The 16,055-nt window shown below is 55.6% G+C and carries 10 protein-coding genes; 7 read left to right on the forward strand and 3 right to left on the reverse strand.

The annotated features are described in order from the left end of the window. Window positions 1-269 precede the first annotated feature (269 nt). The 3 genes from SH528x_RS02600 to SH528x_RS02610 all read left to right on the forward strand — a co-directional run bounded on the left by SH528x_RS02600 (window position 270) and on the right by SH528x_RS02610 (window position 7,378). Window positions 270-1,301 (forward strand): cytochrome c family protein, encoded by a 1,032-nt coding sequence (locus SH528x_RS02600; RefSeq protein ID WP_442508977.1) that lies wholly within the window; start codon window positions 270-272, stop codon window positions 1,299-1,301. A gap of 204 nt (window positions 1,302-1,505) precedes the next feature. Next, window positions 1,506-4,358 carry a secretin N-terminal domain-containing protein gene (locus SH528x_RS02605; protein WP_442512069.1) on the forward strand — a complete coding sequence of 951 codons (2,853 nt, stop codon included), beginning with the start codon at window positions 1,506-1,508 and terminating at the stop codon, window positions 4,356-4,358. Between the two features lie 278 nt (window positions 4,359-4,636). Then, complete coding sequence (locus SH528x_RS02610) at window positions 4,637-7,378, forward strand: MMPL family transporter (RefSeq protein WP_442508978.1); 2,742 nt, start codon at window positions 4,637-4,639, stop codon at window positions 7,376-7,378. 6 nt (window positions 7,379-7,384) lie between these two features. Here the strand turns inward: SH528x_RS02610 and SH528x_RS02615 are convergent, their stop codons facing one another. Together SH528x_RS02615 and msrA are read right to left on the reverse strand one after the other, a co-directional pair. Continuing rightward, window positions 7,385-7,957: a hypothetical protein gene (locus SH528x_RS02615; protein WP_442508979.1), complete on the reverse strand. Its 573-nt coding sequence runs from the start codon at window positions 7,955-7,957 to the stop codon at window positions 7,385-7,387. Between the two features lie 24 nt (window positions 7,958-7,981). After that, window positions 7,982-8,698 carry a peptide-methionine (S)-S-oxide reductase MsrA gene (msrA, locus tag SH528x_RS02620; protein ID WP_442508980.1) on the reverse strand — a complete coding sequence of 239 codons (717 nt, stop codon included), beginning with the start codon at window positions 8,696-8,698 and terminating at the stop codon, window positions 7,982-7,984. Window positions 8,699-9,022: 324 nt separating this feature from the next. Between msrA and SH528x_RS02625 the strand changes: the two genes are divergently transcribed. The 3 genes from SH528x_RS02625 (at window position 9,023) to gyrA (ending at window position 13,335) form a co-directional block, all read left to right on the forward strand. Next, the gene (locus SH528x_RS02625; protein ID WP_442508981.1) at window positions 9,023-9,454 is read left to right on the forward strand and encodes an acyl-CoA thioesterase; all 432 of its coding nucleotides are present in this window, start codon (window positions 9,023-9,025) and stop codon (window positions 9,452-9,454) included. 97 nt (window positions 9,455-9,551) lie between these two features. Next, window positions 9,552-10,007, forward strand: coding sequence for a hypothetical protein (locus SH528x_RS02630; RefSeq protein ID WP_442508982.1), 456 nt, complete (start codon window positions 9,552-9,554; stop codon window positions 10,005-10,007). A 565-nt stretch (window positions 10,008-10,572) separates the two neighbouring features. Continuing rightward, window positions 10,573-13,335: a DNA gyrase subunit A gene (gene gyrA / locus SH528x_RS02635; RefSeq protein ID WP_442512070.1), complete on the forward strand. Its 2,763-nt coding sequence runs from the start codon at window positions 10,573-10,575 to the stop codon at window positions 13,333-13,335. 148 nt (window positions 13,336-13,483) lie between these two features. Here gyrA and SH528x_RS02640 read toward each other — a convergent pair whose 3' ends face one another. Next, on the reverse strand, window positions 13,484-14,941 hold the full coding sequence (locus SH528x_RS02640) for a sulfatase family protein (RefSeq protein WP_442508983.1): 1,458 nt from the start codon (window positions 14,939-14,941) through the stop codon (window positions 13,484-13,486). Window positions 14,942-15,153: 212 nt separating this feature from the next. On the opposite strand from SH528x_RS02640, the gene SH528x_RS02645 reads away from it, so the two are divergent. Then, window positions 15,154-15,984, forward strand: a complete 831-nt coding sequence (locus tag SH528x_RS02645) for a hypothetical protein (RefSeq protein ID WP_442508984.1) — start codon at window positions 15,154-15,156, stop codon at window positions 15,982-15,984. Window positions 15,985-16,055 lie beyond the last annotated feature (71 nt).

Below are 16,055 nucleotides of genomic sequence, written 5' to 3' on the forward strand. Positions count from 1 at the left end.
GCGGAAGCGAGCTGTTGATTGAGTGAGCCGCTCGCGCGCGAGCGGCCGGGTTTCACGCTTTACCCGGTGCCTGACGGCCCACGGCTCACGGATTCAATCCGCGGGGCCTCGGGGGGATTCGGAAAACCGAATTATTTGCACGGCTTTGCCGCCCTGGTGCGAAATGCGACCTAGTTTTTAGTAACCCGTTGCTCTCTCTTCGTCCTCGCAATTCAAGTCTCAGTGGACGTTGCAGATACACCCCTTTCTTTAGGATGGAGACTTTGACGATGATCGTTCGCTGGATTGTATTGACGACCCTTTGTCTTTTGACGTCGTCGATGGCGCTCGGCACGACCCCTTCGGCATCTGCGGGTGCCGCGGTTGAGCCCGCCAGTCCTGCGTCGCCCCATTTGGTGGTGGGAAATCAGGCGTGCGTGAAATGTCATGCGGCAGAGATCGAAGTTTGGCGAGCAACGCCACACGCCAAGACCTTTGACGAGCTTCATCGTCGACCCGAAGCCAAACAGATCGCCGCCAAGCTCGGCCTAACTTCGATCAAAAACGCAGGCCGCTGCGTCGCGTGTCACTACACTCAGCAAACCGATCTGGCGACCAACCATACCCACATTATCGCCGGAGTCTCTTGCGAATCGTGCCACGGTCCCGCCAAGAATTGGATTGATGTTCACCAAGATTATGGTGGCGAAGGAATCACGCGGTTGACCGAAACCGAAGCTCATCGCAAAGAGCGGATTGCTAACAGCATTCATGCGGGAATGCGGAATCCCGAGAACGTCTACTTGGTCGCTCAAAGTTGCTTGCGTTGCCACACCGCTGCGGATGAGCAACTAGTTAACGTCGGCGGTCACTCCGTCGGCAGTCTCGATTTCGAATTTGTGTCGTGGAGCCAAGGTCTCGTTCGCCACAATTTTGTTCGTACCGATGGCAAGTCCAACGACGTCAGCAGCCCCGAGCGATTGCGAGTGATGTTTGTCGCCGGGATGATTGCCGAGTTGGAAGCGGGACTGCGGGCGACCGCGGTCGCGACCGAGAAGGCAACTTATGGCATCACCGCAGCGAAACGCACCGCTCGTGCCGCTGCAAAACTGAAAAGCGTGGCGGCCAAGGTAAACGCCCCCCTTTTGGACGAGATCCTTGGTGAATTTGCAAGCGTGAAGCTCAAATTGAACAACGCTGATGAATTAATTGGAGCCGCAGACCGGATCTCTCGGCTGGGGTTTGCCTTTGCCGATCAGGCGAATCCTGTCGAATTGGCCCCCATGGACGCCTTTATTCCTGCTGCAAATCGATGGAAATGAGTTGTTTGCGTTAAATTTTCGCTAGCGGAGAATTGATTTGTCACACGTCAGCCTTTCAGCCATAATGTCGGGCTCTTGGTTAGTGACAATCCCCTTAGGCGGCCCCTCCCTGTGCGTTCGCAATTTCTCCTATTATTGGCAGTCCTCTGCCTGTTGAACCTCGTCATCGCTGCCGACGCGTTTTCGGATGACGTAAACCCAGCAATGCCCGGAAAACCACCGGAAGCCAAGGAAGAAAAAAAGGACAGCAAGCCAGCGGAGTCCAAGGATGCGAAGCCCAAGGTCATCCGGCGTGACCAGTTGCCGGAGACTCAAGCGATTCCAGAGGCAGAGGCAGAGGCAGAGGCTGAGGCCTCGGCCGATAGCGGTGGCAAAATGCCAATGGTCGTCGCCGCAAATCCCGACGAGCTAAAAGCAACTGTCGGCGAAGACGGCCGTGTTGCTTTTCAATTCCGCAACCAACCGTGGGTCGAATTGGTTCAATGGCTCGCAGAAATTTCAAACCAGCCCTTGGATTGGCTCGAGCTTCCCGGGGACCGCGTCAATCTCTCATCGCCCGGACGCTACACCGTCGCCGAGACGCGAGATCTTTTCAATCGCTATCTGCTTGCACGCGGTTACGCGATCCTGGAACTCGACGGCGGTTTGACGGTCGCCAAGACTGAAACGATCAATCCTGCCATCGTCCCTCGCGTGACTCCCGAAGAACTTCAAAAGTTGTTGCCCCACGCCTTTGTTCGTGTCTCGTTAGATGTTCAGTGGTTGTCGGCCGAGAAGTTGGCCGAAGAGCTGAAGCCCATGATCAGTTCCAATGGGCGCATCATATCGTTATCGACGACCAACCGGATCGAAGTGATGGATGCCGCGATCAATGTGCAACAGGTCGCTCGGCTAATACGTGAAGAGTCGGACAACGCTAGCCGCGAGGCGCTCGCACCTGAGTTCAAACTGCGGTACATGCCTGCCGAAGAAGCGAAGCTGATGCTCGAGCAATTTCTCGGGGTCGAAAAAAAGGCCGAAGCACCGATGTCGCCCCAGCAAATGCAGATGATGCAGCAAATGCGTCAGCAAAGTGGCGGTAAACCACCGACTCCGGAAAAGAAGGTCGAGATCTCGATTGTCGCCAACACGCGGCAAAACTCCGTGATCATTCGGGCTCCGGATGATCGAATTGCCATCGCTGGCGAATTTATCAAACGGATCGATGTGCCTAGTAGTTCCCTTGCCTCGCTGTCGGATGTTCAATCGCGAGTCGAAGTGTTCCGCTTGGCGTCGATTGATCCGGAAAAGTTGGTCGAGATCATCGGCGATATGAATGTGCTGGAGCCTTCGACCCGGATTCGTGTTGATAAAGAAAACGGCGCATTGATCGTTTCCGGATCTGCGGCGGATCGCTTTATTATCCAATCGCTCATTGAGCGGCTCGATGGAAGCGGACGAAATTTTCACGTACTGCAACTGCGACGGCTCGACGCGGGCGAAGTCGCCGAGTCGATTACATTCCTAATGGGGAAGAAAAAGGAAGACGATTCGAGTCGTTCGCGGAGCCGCTATTCGTATTACGGCTACGGCTTTGGCCAACCCGAAGAAGACAAGAAAAATAAGGACGAGTTCCGTGTGGCGGCCAACAACCGTTATCGGCAAGTCTTGCTGTGGGCCAACGAGTTGGAAATGGAAGAGGTGGAGTCGCTGCTGATTAAGCTCGGCGAATTGCCACCTCCCGGAGGCAGCGACCGCATGCTCCGTGTGATCGATGCGTCGGCGAGTCCCGAAACGCTCGAATACCTTCGTCGGCTGCAAAAACAATGGAGTCAACTTTCGCCGAATCCGCTTGAGTTGCCATCTGACGACCAATTCAAAAGTTCTGAAGAGCAAGAGCCGGACGAATCGAGTGACGAAGATTCGAGCGACGAAGAATCAGAGCCGGCGAAGCAAGAGCCCGTTGCCGACGCCGATGGCGATAATCTGGCTGCCGCACGCAATCCGTTTGCGACAGGGTCAGTGACGTTGGTCCAGTCGCCCACACGTCCTGAATCCAATCCGCCCGTCGTGCGGTCGCGAGAAGATTTTGACCGCATGTTCCAGGACACTGCTGCCGAGAAAAAGGTGGAGGGAAGTGGAAAACCACCTCAACCGATTCGCATCGAATTCGACAAGTCGGGAAATCTTGTGTTGATGAGTCCCGATACCAAGGCACTCGACCAACTCGAGAACCTGATGCTGCAAATTGCGCCTCCGAAACGCCCCTACCAAGTCTTCAAAATCAAACACAGCAGTGCGTATTGGATGCGACTGAATCTGGAGGATTATTTCGAAGACGAAGACGCCACCGATGACGATGGTGATTCGTTCTTTCGATATTATTGGGGTGGAGGCGATGACAACAAAAAGGAGGAACCAACGGGGCTTGGCAAGGGAGCGAAGCTGAAATTTGTTGACGACGTTGATACCAACACCCTCGTGGTCACGGGAGCCACCTCGGAACAAATTCGCACCATCGAAGAGTTGATCGAATTGTGGGATGTCGAGGAACCAGCCAATAAACGTAAGTCCCGCTACACCAAATTGGTCTCGATCAAGTACGGCAAGGCCGATCGTATCGCCGAAACGGTCAAGGAAGCCTATCGCGATTTGTTGAGCAGCAACGACAAGACGTTCCAAGGCGGGAAGGGCCAGCAAGGCGGCCGCGGCGGTGAGAATGGTGATAAAAAGAAAGCATCCAAGAGTCTCGACGGGGGCGGCAGCGGGCTGGTCGAATCTGAAGGTGGGCAAGACGGTGGCGGTGCCGATTTCTCGTTCAAAGGCAAATTGTCGATGGGAGTCGACTTGATCGGCAATACGTTGATCGTCAGCGCCGAGGGCGAGCCGCTTTTGGATCTGGTCTGCGAAATGATTGACAAGCTGGATCAAGCTGCCAAACCGAGCGGCGAGGTTCAAGTCGTTAAACTATCGGGCGATCTGAGTACCGAATCGGTGCAAAATGCCCTGCGTGCCTTTGGGGTTCAGGAGAAACGAGAGCGTCGCAGCCAGCCCAACGGTTCGGCCGCTGGTGAATAAAACGTTTTCGTGGCGATAGATCGGCAGATCTCGCAGCGAAAGTCGCCGAGACTTTCGACAAGTTTTGGCACATTCGAAACTCTCGGCGAGTTTCGCTGCCTGAAAGTTCCGCCGCCTTTTCGATAACGCAACGCAGAGGCCCGATATCAGTCTGGGGGCAGACATTTTGCAGTTTCCTCGCTAATGTCTTTGTTGCCGTCGGGATTGTCGCACCGCGAGTTTGATTGACAGCTGCCCTTCCCTCCCAAATTACCTTCCTTCTTCCAAATTCGATGCACATGCACCGTCCTGTTTCGCATCGCTGGGCACAATTCGTCACACGGCGTTGGGGCTGGGTGATGTTGGCATGGATTGTTGCCGCCGTGGTGCTCCGCATGGCGGCTCCGGCGTGGAAGGACATCGCTCAAGACGGTGACTTTGAATACCTGCCAGCGGATCTGACAAGCGTCGCGGGCGGCCGGCTGCTTGATGAAGCCTTTCCCGGCGTTCGCAGTCGCAGCCAAATGGTGTTCGTGATCGGGCGTGACGAAGGGGCATTAAAACGGTCCGATGAAATCGTGGGGCTCGATCTGCTGCGGCGGTTGTATCACCGGTTGGGCGAGGTCAGTTGGCAGCGTGCGATTGCCGAAGGTTATACCGGTGGCCCGCCTGTCGAAGACACATCCTCGGGCCACTGGATCAAACTTGCTCGCGAAGCGTTCACGAATTCGATTTTGATGGACGAACGGTTCTACGAGCGAGTCGCCGATGAGCTGCCAAAATCGGAACCGACACTGACAGAACCGCGAATGGCGTTGGCGTATTGGGATCGCGGCCATCTGCTTGAGCAGTGGGGCGATGCGATTGAAACGGTCGAGGCGGATTATGAGGCCGCGTTGATCTTGCAGCCCAGCATGCCGTCGCTTGCGACACCGATCGCCGATCGCGACCTCGGTGGGTGGAGCACGCTGCTGGATGTTTTGGCTTGGGAGGACTCGATTGTCGGCCCGCGACTGAAGAAAGAAGGGGCACGGCTCGCTGTACTGCAGCTTTCTAGCGAATTAGCGGCGACGAATAATATTGATACGCTCGAGGCGGTTCAGCAGTTGATTGCATCGGTGGAGCGTTACAGCATGCACTACACTCAACCGGGACTGCAGGTCTTGGTGACTGGGTCGGCTGCGGTTGGCGGTGAAACATTGACCGCCGCCCGCGATGCGATTCGCTATACCGAGTGGATCACGGTAGCGATGATCTTGATCATTTTGACCGTCGTTTATCGAGCACCGTTGTTGGTGGCGATCCCGATGATCTCGATCGGATTTGCCGTCGTCGTTTCGATGAGCTTGGTGTCGATCTTAACGAAGTGGTCGATGGACGGCACGGTCCCCGGGCTGGATCTTCGTGTGTTCACGACCAGTCGTATCTTTGTCGTTGTGATCCTGTTTGGTGCGGGCACTGATTATTGTTTGTTCCTGATCGCCCGACTTCGTGAAGAAGCTCGTCAAACGGTGTGGCCGGTGGCTTGCCGCAACGCGGTTTCCAACGTGATGGGGGCGCTGATCGGCAGCGCGCTCACGACCGTGCTCGGCTTGGGCACGTTGTGGATCGCTCAGTTTGGAAAGTTTCACTATACCGGGCCGATTATCGGCATCTGCTTGCTGGTGGGATTGCTAGTCTGCACGACGTTGACCCCGGCGATGTTACGAGCGCTGGGACCGAAAGTGTTCTGGCCCACCAAAATTGATATTCGTCAACCGGCGCGTCGGTCGCTGCTCGGACCTTCATCAAGCCATGCAAGCAGTTCCGCTCATGGCGGAGCGTGGGGCTGGATTGCGCTGGTTTTGACGCGGTATCCAATCACTGCGTTGTCGGTAGGGGGCGTGTTGTTGATCGTCCCTGGCATCTACGGATTAATGAACGAACGCTCGGTGACGTATGACCTGAGCAGCCAATTGAGTCACTCGGCGGCCAGTCGCCAGGGGCTGCGTTTAATGGCGAAACATTTCAACATCGGCGAGATCAATCCCGTCACGGCGTTGATTGTTCGCCCCGATGATTTGCCGCATGATGCGGTCAAGAAAAACGTCAAGCAACTCGCCACCAAACTGTATGCTCAGCCCGGCGTGGCAACGGTGCGGACTGCTGATGACCCGCTGGGTGATTTTCCGCCCAATCGTGACATGGGCTTGCTCAGCGGGGATGCGTGGCGACGCCGCGCGCTACAGAATCACCGGATTGCCCAAGGCTACTTTTTTAGCGAGGTCCCCAAGCTCAAAAACAAATTAGTGCGGTTGGATATCGTCATCGAGGGAGATCCGTTTTCAACTGAAACCGCATCGCTCGTTTTGAATCTTCAGCATTTCCTTGAGCAGCTTACCGAAGACCCCGAATCGAGTTGGAGTGGCTCGCAAGTGTTGCTGGCGGGCACGACACCATCGATTATCGATCTTCGCAAAGTGACGCTCTCGGATAATCGCCGGATCAAGATTGCCGTTGTCGTGGCGGTCTTTTTGGTATTGGTGGTGGTTCTCCGCCGCGTCGTGTTGTCTCTCTATTTGATCGTCACGGTGTTAATTAGCTATTACGCCACGCTGGGGTTGACGATTCTGTTTTTTCGGGCCGCGTACGGCAGTGACTATGTGGGGCTGGACTGGAAATTGCCGCTGTTCCTGTTCGTGATTTTGGTCGCAGTCGGGCAAGACTACAACGTGTACTTAGTGACGCGTGTGTTGGAAGAACAACAGCGGTTGGGATGGTTGGCTGCACTGCGACGCGCCGTTTCTCGCACCGGAGGCATCATTACTGCGTGCGGGTTAGTGATGGCAGCGACATTCTTTAGTATGACGGCGTCGGTATGGTTTCCGCCCATCGCCACGTTCTTTGGCTTTCCGAGCGAAGGAGGTGCTGCGCTGCGAGGTATTGTCGAGCTCGGTTTCGCGCTCGGGTTGGGCGTGCTGATCGACACGTTCTACGTCCGCACGATTCTGGTGCCAAGCTTCATCGCGATCATCGGAAAACGCTCCGCCGCCAACATTTGATGTCGCTTAGGGAAGCGATGCCATGTGCAGGGCTTGTTCGGCAGCAGCTCCAAAGACGCGTTTGAACTCCGCAGTGGCCAAATTCCTTAAATGAGGCGACAGCACCGCAATCGCTTGGCGGTACCCATTAAAGGCGGCCGACGTGTTGCCTTGGCGGTACTGTGCCCGTGCGTAACGCACCAGTGCTTTGCCCCGGTAATCAGGGTCAAGAGTCATCGGCGAGGTTGCCGTCCCCGACTTTTCGCGTTCCCGTTCACGTTGTAGGAACTGTTCCGGCGTGCCGCCCAGGATTTGCCGATCCATCTCTGTTAGATCGATGATGGTAGCTGAAGCGGTGGCCTGGGAAAGGCCTTGTGACGAACCGAATCCACGTTGCAGCCCGCTGCGATTTGATCCGAAGGACGCCGATTTGTTGCCGCCTAGAAAAGCGGTGCCACTGTCGGGAACCAACACGCTGCCGGAGTAAGAGAAAGTCTCAATCGATGGCAGTTGAACCGTTTGCGCGATCGCGGTGCCACCCCACAACAGGACGGCGGCCGCAGCGTTTGCAATAAGAAAAGAGTGTCGGGCAGATGTCATCGTTCGGCTCGAATTATGCGTCGGTTACTTTTTTAGCATGTCGCCGAACTCGCGGTTCGTCTTCCGCACTTTGTTTTTTACGACTGCTTGGCAATATCCCGCCGTAGGATTTCGTCGGTAGTAGTCTTGGTGATATTCTTCGGCGGGAAAGAACTTCTCCGCTTTTTCAAGTGTGGTCACGATCGGGCTGCGGTAATCGCCCGACTTGTTCAGTTTCTCGATGAACTTTTCAGCCGCCTTCTTTTCGGCTTCATCGTGATAGAAGATTGCGCTGCGGTACTGAGTCCCCTCGTCATATCCCTGCTTGTTCAAGGTGGTAGGATCATGGGTCTTGAAAAAGATTTTGAGGATTTCTTCGTAACTGCGTTTGCTCGGGTCGTAGTAAACTTCGACCGCTTCGGCGTGTCCGGTTTGCCCGCTGCAAACCTTTTTGTAGTTCGGGTTGGGATCGGTGCCGCCGATGTAGCCCGAGACGACATCGTTAACCCCATCGATTCGCTCGAACACCGCTTCGGTGCACCAGAAGCATCCGCCCGCCAGCGTCGCAACCGCTTCGGTCGCTTTGCCATTCTCGCTTGCCGCAGTCTTGGTCTCGCTCGTCTTGGGCTCTGCAGGCTCGTCGGCCACGTTTTGCGACGGCATCATTACTTGGCTCAATGCCAAAGCACATAGCAGGATCCCAGCCACCACGGCCGTGTGGGGGCGAAGCAAGAAGGCAAAGGTTGAAGGGCGATGATTCATCGTTCGGTTTCGCTAAAGGTGGGAGTTAACTATTCGGAGGCAAGTTTAAGGGGTTGGTATGCCAGCGGCTACTCGTTCAATGGTGATTGGCAATGGCAATGCTGATTGGCAGTGGTCATTGCATTCCATGTCCCGCTGGGCCTATTCGCCTCAACTACTATCATAGGCAAACGGCTATCCCTTGGCACGGGATTTCTGGAGGGCGGAATTTCTGGGGGGGGCGGACTGCAAGGAGCTCGGCAATCCGGTTTCGGCGGAGCGATTTCGAGCCCTCGATGCTGACCCGGGTCACGAACACGATCACAAAAAGGTGCAAAGCAAACGATGCAGAGTTATTTTGATGTTACGCACACGGTGCTTCCCGAAGAGATTGATTCGCAGCTCCACGTGCACAATTTGCGTTACGTCCAGTGGACGCTTTGGGCCGCCTCGAAGCATTCCGCCGCCAATGGTTGGGATTCGAAGGCAGCGGCAGCTGAGGGGCTCGGCTGGGTGGTTCGTAAGCATGACATCACCTATCGTGCGGCCGCATTGGCAGGTGACGAGCTGGTTATTCGGACTTGGATCAACGAGATTGATCGCTACGCGTCCACGCGAAAGTACTTGATTTGTCGGCCCGCAGACCGCTGCGTCCTGGCGCGGGCGGAAACACGCTGGGTCTACGTCGATTTGCGAGTTCACAAGGTGGTCGAGATTCCTGAGGCGGTGAGAGACAGGATGCATCTTTCGTCGACCCCGCCGATGCCCTGGGCGTGATCATTCGTTATTCCCTGGGCGGATGCGCAATCACCATCCCAACCCGACGCTTACGCGTGCGGCTCACTAAATGAGGCAGTCGAATGAGGAGACTGAATTGAAATCAGAATCAATAACGAATTCCGCTACGGACAACCTTGTGCCGCTTCGCTTGTTTTTGCAACTCGTCGGGCTGGTCACGTTGTTGGCGTTTCCTGCGGCGGTCATGCCTGAGAAATGGATGATCGAGATTGCGAAATCGCTTGGAATCCATCCCTTTCCCTCGGCCCCGCTGACGTTTTATCTCGCTCGTCACCTGTCCATTCTGTACGGGTTTGTAGGGATTGGGCTGCTAATCTTGGCCAACGATTTGGAGCGTTATCGGCCCCTCGTCCGCCACTTGGCCGCCGGCACGATCGCTTTTGGCGTGGCCCAGTTTGTGGTGGACGCAATGGCGGGGATGCCCTCGTGGTGGAGTTGGGGCGAGTCGCTCTCGACGGTGGCCGGAGGCTGTTTCATCGCCTGGCTCAACCGCACGGGTTTGTCGTTGGATCGCCCGAGCGAGGAAGCGTAAAGACGAGGCTACCTGGTCCCGCAGAGCACCCCCGGTGGGTGGTTTGATTGATAGTGGCCGCGGCTTGTTTTGTCAGCTTGCCTAGTGTGAAGTGAAGGGATCCAGGGCGGTCAGAGCCTTGCCAATTTGTGCTCGGGGCACCGTATTCGCGGTTGGCTTTCGCTCCCGTCTGATTAATCGGTCGCAAGTAGCTGATATGTAAGGATTTGCGACAACGCCCTTGGCCCTGTGGGTCGTTGTGAAGGAACGCAAAAAAGGGTACACTTTGGGGCTGAATTCGGGGTTCGAATAAAGCTTTTTTCAAACGGGGACTGGCCCTTCGAAAGTAGCAGGGTCCGTCCCCGTTTTGCAAAAAAAATTAGCTCCCATAAAGACAGATTTTCGCACCCAGCACTCCTCTTAGGACACGACGTTGGCAGAAGACGAAACAAACAAAGAAGACGGCGCCGGCGATAGCAAAGGCCCTGATGGTTATCGGGACGGGATCGATGGTGGTGCGGGCGCGTTTCGCCTGATCGATTTGCCGATCGAAGACGAGCTTCGTGAAAGCTATTTGACGTATGCGATGAGCGTCATTGTCAGTCGTGCGTTGCCCGATGTCCGTGACGGATTGAAGCCGAGTCAGCGACGGATTCTCGTCGCGATGAATGACTTGAATCTCGGCCCCGGCAGCAAGCGAGTTAAATGCGCAAAGATCTCGGGTGATACTTCGGGTAACTATCACCCGCACGGTGAAAGTGTGATCTATCCGACGTTGGTGCGGATGGCTCAAGAATGGAACATGCGGTCGCTGTTGATTGACAAGCAGGGGAACTTTGGCAGTATCGCGGGTTTGCCTCCGGCTGCGATGCGATATACCGAAGCTCGCTTGAGCGCGGTTGCTGCATCGATGTTGGACGACTTGAAACTCGACACTGTCGACTACATCCCGACGTATGACGAAGTTCGCACCGAGCCCACCGTGCTTCCGAGTCGATATCCCAACCTGTTGATCAACGGCAGCGGCGGGATCGCGGTTGGGATGGCGACAAGCATCCCGCCGCACAATCCGACCGAGGTTTGTGAAGCGTTGATCCGATTGGTCGATCATCCCGAAACCTCGATCGACGAAATTTGCGAAATCATTCCTGGCCCTGACTTCCCCACCGGCGGGATTATTTGCGGTCGCGCCGGGATTCGTCGCGGTTACAAGACCGGACGCAGTACGATCGTGGTCCGCGCGAAATGCCGCATCGAAGAGATGAAGGGCAGTCGTACACGGATCGTTGTCACCGAGATTCCTTATCAGCAATACCGTGACCGCGTCATCGAAAAGATCGCCGCGCTAGTGAACGGCGATAGGATCAAGGGGATTTCAGGAATCCGTGACGAGAGCGATTTGAACGAGCCCGTTCGTTTGGTCATCGAGCTCAAACGGGATGGTGATCCCGATGTCGTGCTGAATCAACTGTATCAGTATTCGCCACTGCAAGACACGTTTTCGCTGATTTTCTTGGCGTTGGTGGACGGCAAGCCGCGTGAATTAACGATCAAGGAAATTCTGCAAGAATTCTTGCGGCATCGCGCCACGGTGATCCGTCGCCGAACGCAATTCTTGTTGGCACGTGCACGTCGCCGAAAACATACCGTCGAAGGTTTGTTGCTAGCGCTTGCCGACATCGACAAGATTATCAAGACGATCCGCAGTAGTTCCAATCAAGCCGATGCCAAGCAACGGTTGATGGAAATCGAATGCCCCTCGTCGATGCTAAAACGAGCGCTCGGAGATAGCGGGTTTTCTCAATTTGTGCTCGAGCGTGGCGAGAAAGAAAACTACACTTTGACCAGTGTGCAGACCGACGCAATCTTGCGAATGACGCTTGGCCAATTGGTCAACCTCGAGCAAGAAAAGCTTTCCGGCGAACACGCCGCGCTGTTGACCGAGATCATCGACTATCTCGATATCCTCAGCAGCCAAGATCGAATCAACGGGATCATCAAAGAGGATCTCGAAGAGATGAAGCGTCGCTTCGGTGACAAACGTCGAACCGAGATTAGCAACGAAGAGCTTGGCAATATCGACCTCGAGGATCTGATCACCGAGGAAACGATGGTCGTTTCGATTAGCCATCGCGGCTATATCAAGCGAACCCCGACCAGCGTTTACAACACTCAGCGTCGTGGTGGTAAGGGGCTAAAGGGAGCCAAGACGGATGACGAGGATCCGATTGAGCATCTGTTTGTCGCCAGCACGCATGCCTATCTGTTGTTCTTGACGACGATCGGTAAAGTGCGTTGGCAAAAGGTCTATGACTTGCCGCAACTGGCTCGTGATAGCAAGGGGCGTGCGATCGTCAACCTGTTGAACTTGAGCGAAGACGAGAAAATTGCCGAGTGTTTGGCGATTCGCGACTTTGATCAGGCTGGCTACTACGTGGTGATGGCCACTCGCAGTGGGTTGGTCAAGAAGACGCCGCTTGAACAATACAGCCGTCCTAAGAAGGGCGGGATTATCGCAATCAAACTTCGCGAGGGTGATGAGCTTGTCGGCGCCGCCGTGATCGGCCCTGGCGACGAGGTGATCTTGGTCACCAGTTCCGGAATGGCGATCCGCTTCCGTGAATCGGATGCCCGTCCGATGGGACGAAACACCTCAGGTGTCAAGGGAATCAAGCTCGTGGGCGATGACAGTGTCGTCGGCATGGTGGTGGCAGATCCCGAAGCAACGTTGTTAACCGTTTGTGAAAACGGCTACGGCAAACGAACGCACTTTGGGCCCAATGCACCCGTGGTAGCCGGAGATTCCGGTGATGCCGATTCCGATGGCGAAGGCGAGGCAGTTGAGTCAACGGCTGAGGGTGAGTCAGCAGCAGAAGGAGAGTCAACCGAAGAGGAAAGCAGTGCATCGGGCGCTCGTTACCGTACTCAAAAACGTGGCGGCAAGGGGCTTCGTGACATTCGCACCAGCGAGCGTAACGGTCCCGTGATCGGAATCGCCCGCGTCACGGACGAAGACGAGTTGTTCATGATGACGGCCAAGGGCAAGCTGCAGCGGATCAAGGCTGCCGACATCAATGTCATCGGTCGTAACACGCAAGGCGTGCGAATCATGAACATCGACAGCGGCGATAGCCTGATCGCGGTTGTGCGTGTTCCACCCGAAGAGCAATCGGACGAAGCAGAGGTCGCTGCAGTAGCCGGTGACGTGGTCGAAGGGACCGTCGTTGCATCCGGATCCGAAACGACCGATGTTAGCGATGATGCTTCGGCAGCGACTGAAGTTCAGCCGCCGTCGGATTCCGGCGACGACGCAAACGACTCGGATGAGACCACCAGCGACGAGGCGTAAGCGTGTTGCCGCGAGGCATAAGTCTGGGCTGCTAAATCTTTGGGCTTGTTGTGATTTTTAGTTGCGCTGGTTTTCTGCCACCTCTCCACCAATCTTCGTCGGTGGAGAGGTAACTGCGGAATTCGTGTGGAACTTACCGATTTTGGCTCTAATTCCAATCGAGCGGCAATCGCTCGTCGTTGGCATCGAGCTTGCCATGCGAACGCAGGCCGCTTCCTTTGCGGCTTGTCAGTTTGTCGCCCAGGTCGTCACGGGCTCGCTCTGCGGCAGCTTGCAGTTCCTTGACGACTGCGGGGAACTGATCTTTGACATCCGTTGTTTCCGAGACATCGTTGTCCAGATCGAACAGCGACAGGCCAATCTTTGTCATCTCGTACGCCGTGGGTGTCCCACCATCGCCGCCGTCGCGTCCCGCGAGCGTGCGGTAGCGGTGAGGAAACGTTAATTTGAATCGCTCGTTGCGAACCGCGTGTAACTCGCCGCCAGCGTAGTAGCAGTAGAACGCGTCGTGGGGCGACGACGCGTTTTCGTCACCAAACATCAATGGCCGAATGTCTTTGCCGTCGATCTTACGCGACGCACCCTCGGGTACTTCGGCATCGATCAACTTGGCAACGGTTGGCAGTACGTCGATCGAGCTGCACAGCTTGTCACACGTCGTTCCCGCCGGAATTTTCCCTTTCCACCACATCAGCGTCGGTTCGCGATAGCCTCCTTCGAACATCGTTCCTTTGCCTTCGCGAAGCGGTGCTGCCGATCCGGCATGCGTTCCATAAGACAACCAAGGGCCGTTGTCGCTGGTGAAGATCACTAGCGTGTTTTCGGCCGCATCGATCGACTCGATCGCGTTCATGATTTGGCCCACGGACCAATCGACTTCCATCACCACGTCCCCAAAAATGCCCTGCCCGCTTTTGCCATTGAAATCGTCCGAGGCATACAGCGGAACGTGAACCATCGGGTGCGGCAGGTACAGGAAGAAGGGTCGATTTGCGTTGGATTGGATGAAGTCCACTGCCCGCTCGGTGAACTGTTTTGTCATCTGTTCCTGGTCCTCAGGTTGGATGTTGGGGTTCACGATTTCATAGCCTTTGCCTTGCGTCGCCGAGATCATCGGCAACTTGGGCCACGGTGATTTGGCTGCGGGATTTTTCTCGCGTTTGGCAAGGAAATCAGGGTGAAGTGGCCACATGTCATTGCTGTAGGGGATGCCATAGTACTGATCAAAGCCGTGGGCGGTGGGCAGGAATTTAGGGTGATGACCGAGGTGCCATTTGCCGAACATTGCCGTTGCGTAACCTTTCGATTTGCAAACCTCGGCCAGCGTCGTTTCCGCATCGCTAATGCCAATTTCGGATTTGGGCCCAAGTGCTCCCGAGATGCCGACGCGGCGGTGGTAACAGCCCGTCATCAGAGCGGATCGCGATGCGGAGCAAACCGCGGATGACACGACAAAATCAGTGAAACGACGACCTTCGGCGGCCATCCGATCTAAATTCGGAGTGGGATACTTCGTATCGCCAAACGGATGAATGTCGGCGTATCCCATGTCGTCAATGAAGATCACAACGACGTTGGGCGGAGCCGATTGCGTTTGAGCCAACACCGGCGTTACGCAAGTGAGTGTCCACAGGAAAAGGGAGCAAGCTAATCGAAGAGCGAGTCGTCTCATGTCGGTCAAACAGCAATTTATGGGGAGGGATTTTTCGGAGAGATTTACCCGCAGTTCCGCAGGCTCGATCGGGAACAGTATAGTTTCGATACACTCGATTGTGTTGATGTTCTATTCTGCAGCCCTTCTCGCGTTTGTTTTTTGACATGACTTCTTCGCCATCACCGATCGCTCGCGTTCACTTCGAGCGAAACCAGTGCACTCGCGGCGACCGAGATGCCTTTGCCGAGCATCGGCGTCAAGTCACAGAGCTGATCGCAAATACCGCAAGCACGTCACATCGCCGTCTCTGCTTGCTTGGCGTCGGCAACGGGAACGATGTCGATCTCGAAGTTTTGGCGAGGCGTTTTGACGAGATTGGTTTGGTTGACCTCGACGACACTGCGCTTCGGCGATGCGTCGATGGTCTGTCCGCGATGGCTGCCAGCCGAATGACGCTCCACGCCGGAGTCGATCTGTCGTGCGTTCTGTCGCATCTCGATTCACTTCACGCTGAACCGTCGGTATCGGAGCAAACGCTCGATGCTTTGGCGTTGATGGCCCGCGATTTACCGCCCCAGATCGATCTTGGGCAATGGGACGTCGTGGTTTCGACCTGCCTGTTGTCTCAGTTGATCGATTCCGTCTTCATTGCGATCGGGCCGGACCATCCGCGGTCCGCCGAGTTGGTGCTGGCGGTTCGCGATGGCCATTTGGCCCAGCTCAGTGCCATGACCGGCGGTCATGGGAAAAGTCTGCTCATCACCGACTTTGTCTCCTCGGACACCCTGCCCGAGTTGCTGCACGTCTCTGACGACCAACTTCAATCGCTCGTGCACCACGCCGTTGCAAACCGCAACTTCTTTACCGGATTGAATCCTGCAGTGTTATTGCATCGGTTGCAGAAAGACAATGTTTTGGTCAAGCCGTACCCCGCGTGGCGTTGGAATTTGGGGACTCGCTGTTTTGCCGTCTGTGCAATCGAAACAGTGAGCTGAGGCACGTGGCAAGATAAAAAATAGAGCCCAGGTACGTCATCTTATTCCTGCTAGGAATTCGACTACAATGC

The sequence above is a fragment of the Novipirellula methanifontis genome (assembly GCF_052161655.1).
Taxonomy (GTDB): domain Bacteria; phylum Planctomycetota; class Planctomycetia; order Pirellulales; family Pirellulaceae; genus Novipirellula.

What these genes read in the sequence shown, in the direction of transcription:
- SH528x_RS02600 (WP_442508977.1), top strand. Translation starts at nt 270, where the DNA reads ATGATCGTTCGCTGGATTGTATTGACGACCCTTTGTCTTTTGACGTCG.
- SH528x_RS02605 (WP_442512069.1), top strand. Translation starts at nt 1,506, where the DNA reads ATGCCCGGAAAACCACCGGAAGCCAAGGAAGAAAAAAAGGACAGCAAG.
- SH528x_RS02610 (WP_442508978.1), top strand. Translation starts at nt 4,637, where the DNA reads ATGCACCGTCCTGTTTCGCATCGCTGGGCACAATTCGTCACACGGCGT.
- SH528x_RS02615 (WP_442508979.1), bottom strand. Translation starts at nt 7,957, where the DNA reads ATGACATCTGCCCGACACTCTTTTCTTATTGCAAACGCTGCGGCCGCC.
- msrA (WP_442508980.1), bottom strand. Translation starts at nt 8,698, where the DNA reads ATGAATCATCGCCCTTCAACCTTTGCCTTCTTGCTTCGCCCCCACACG.
- SH528x_RS02625 (WP_442508981.1), top strand. Translation starts at nt 9,023, where the DNA reads ATGCAGAGTTATTTTGATGTTACGCACACGGTGCTTCCCGAAGAGATT.
- gyrA (WP_442512070.1), top strand. Translation starts at nt 10,573, where the DNA reads ATGAGCGTCATTGTCAGTCGTGCGTTGCCCGATGTCCGTGACGGATTG.
- SH528x_RS02645 (WP_442508984.1), top strand. Translation starts at nt 15,154, where the DNA reads ATGACTTCTTCGCCATCACCGATCGCTCGCGTTCACTTCGAGCGAAAC.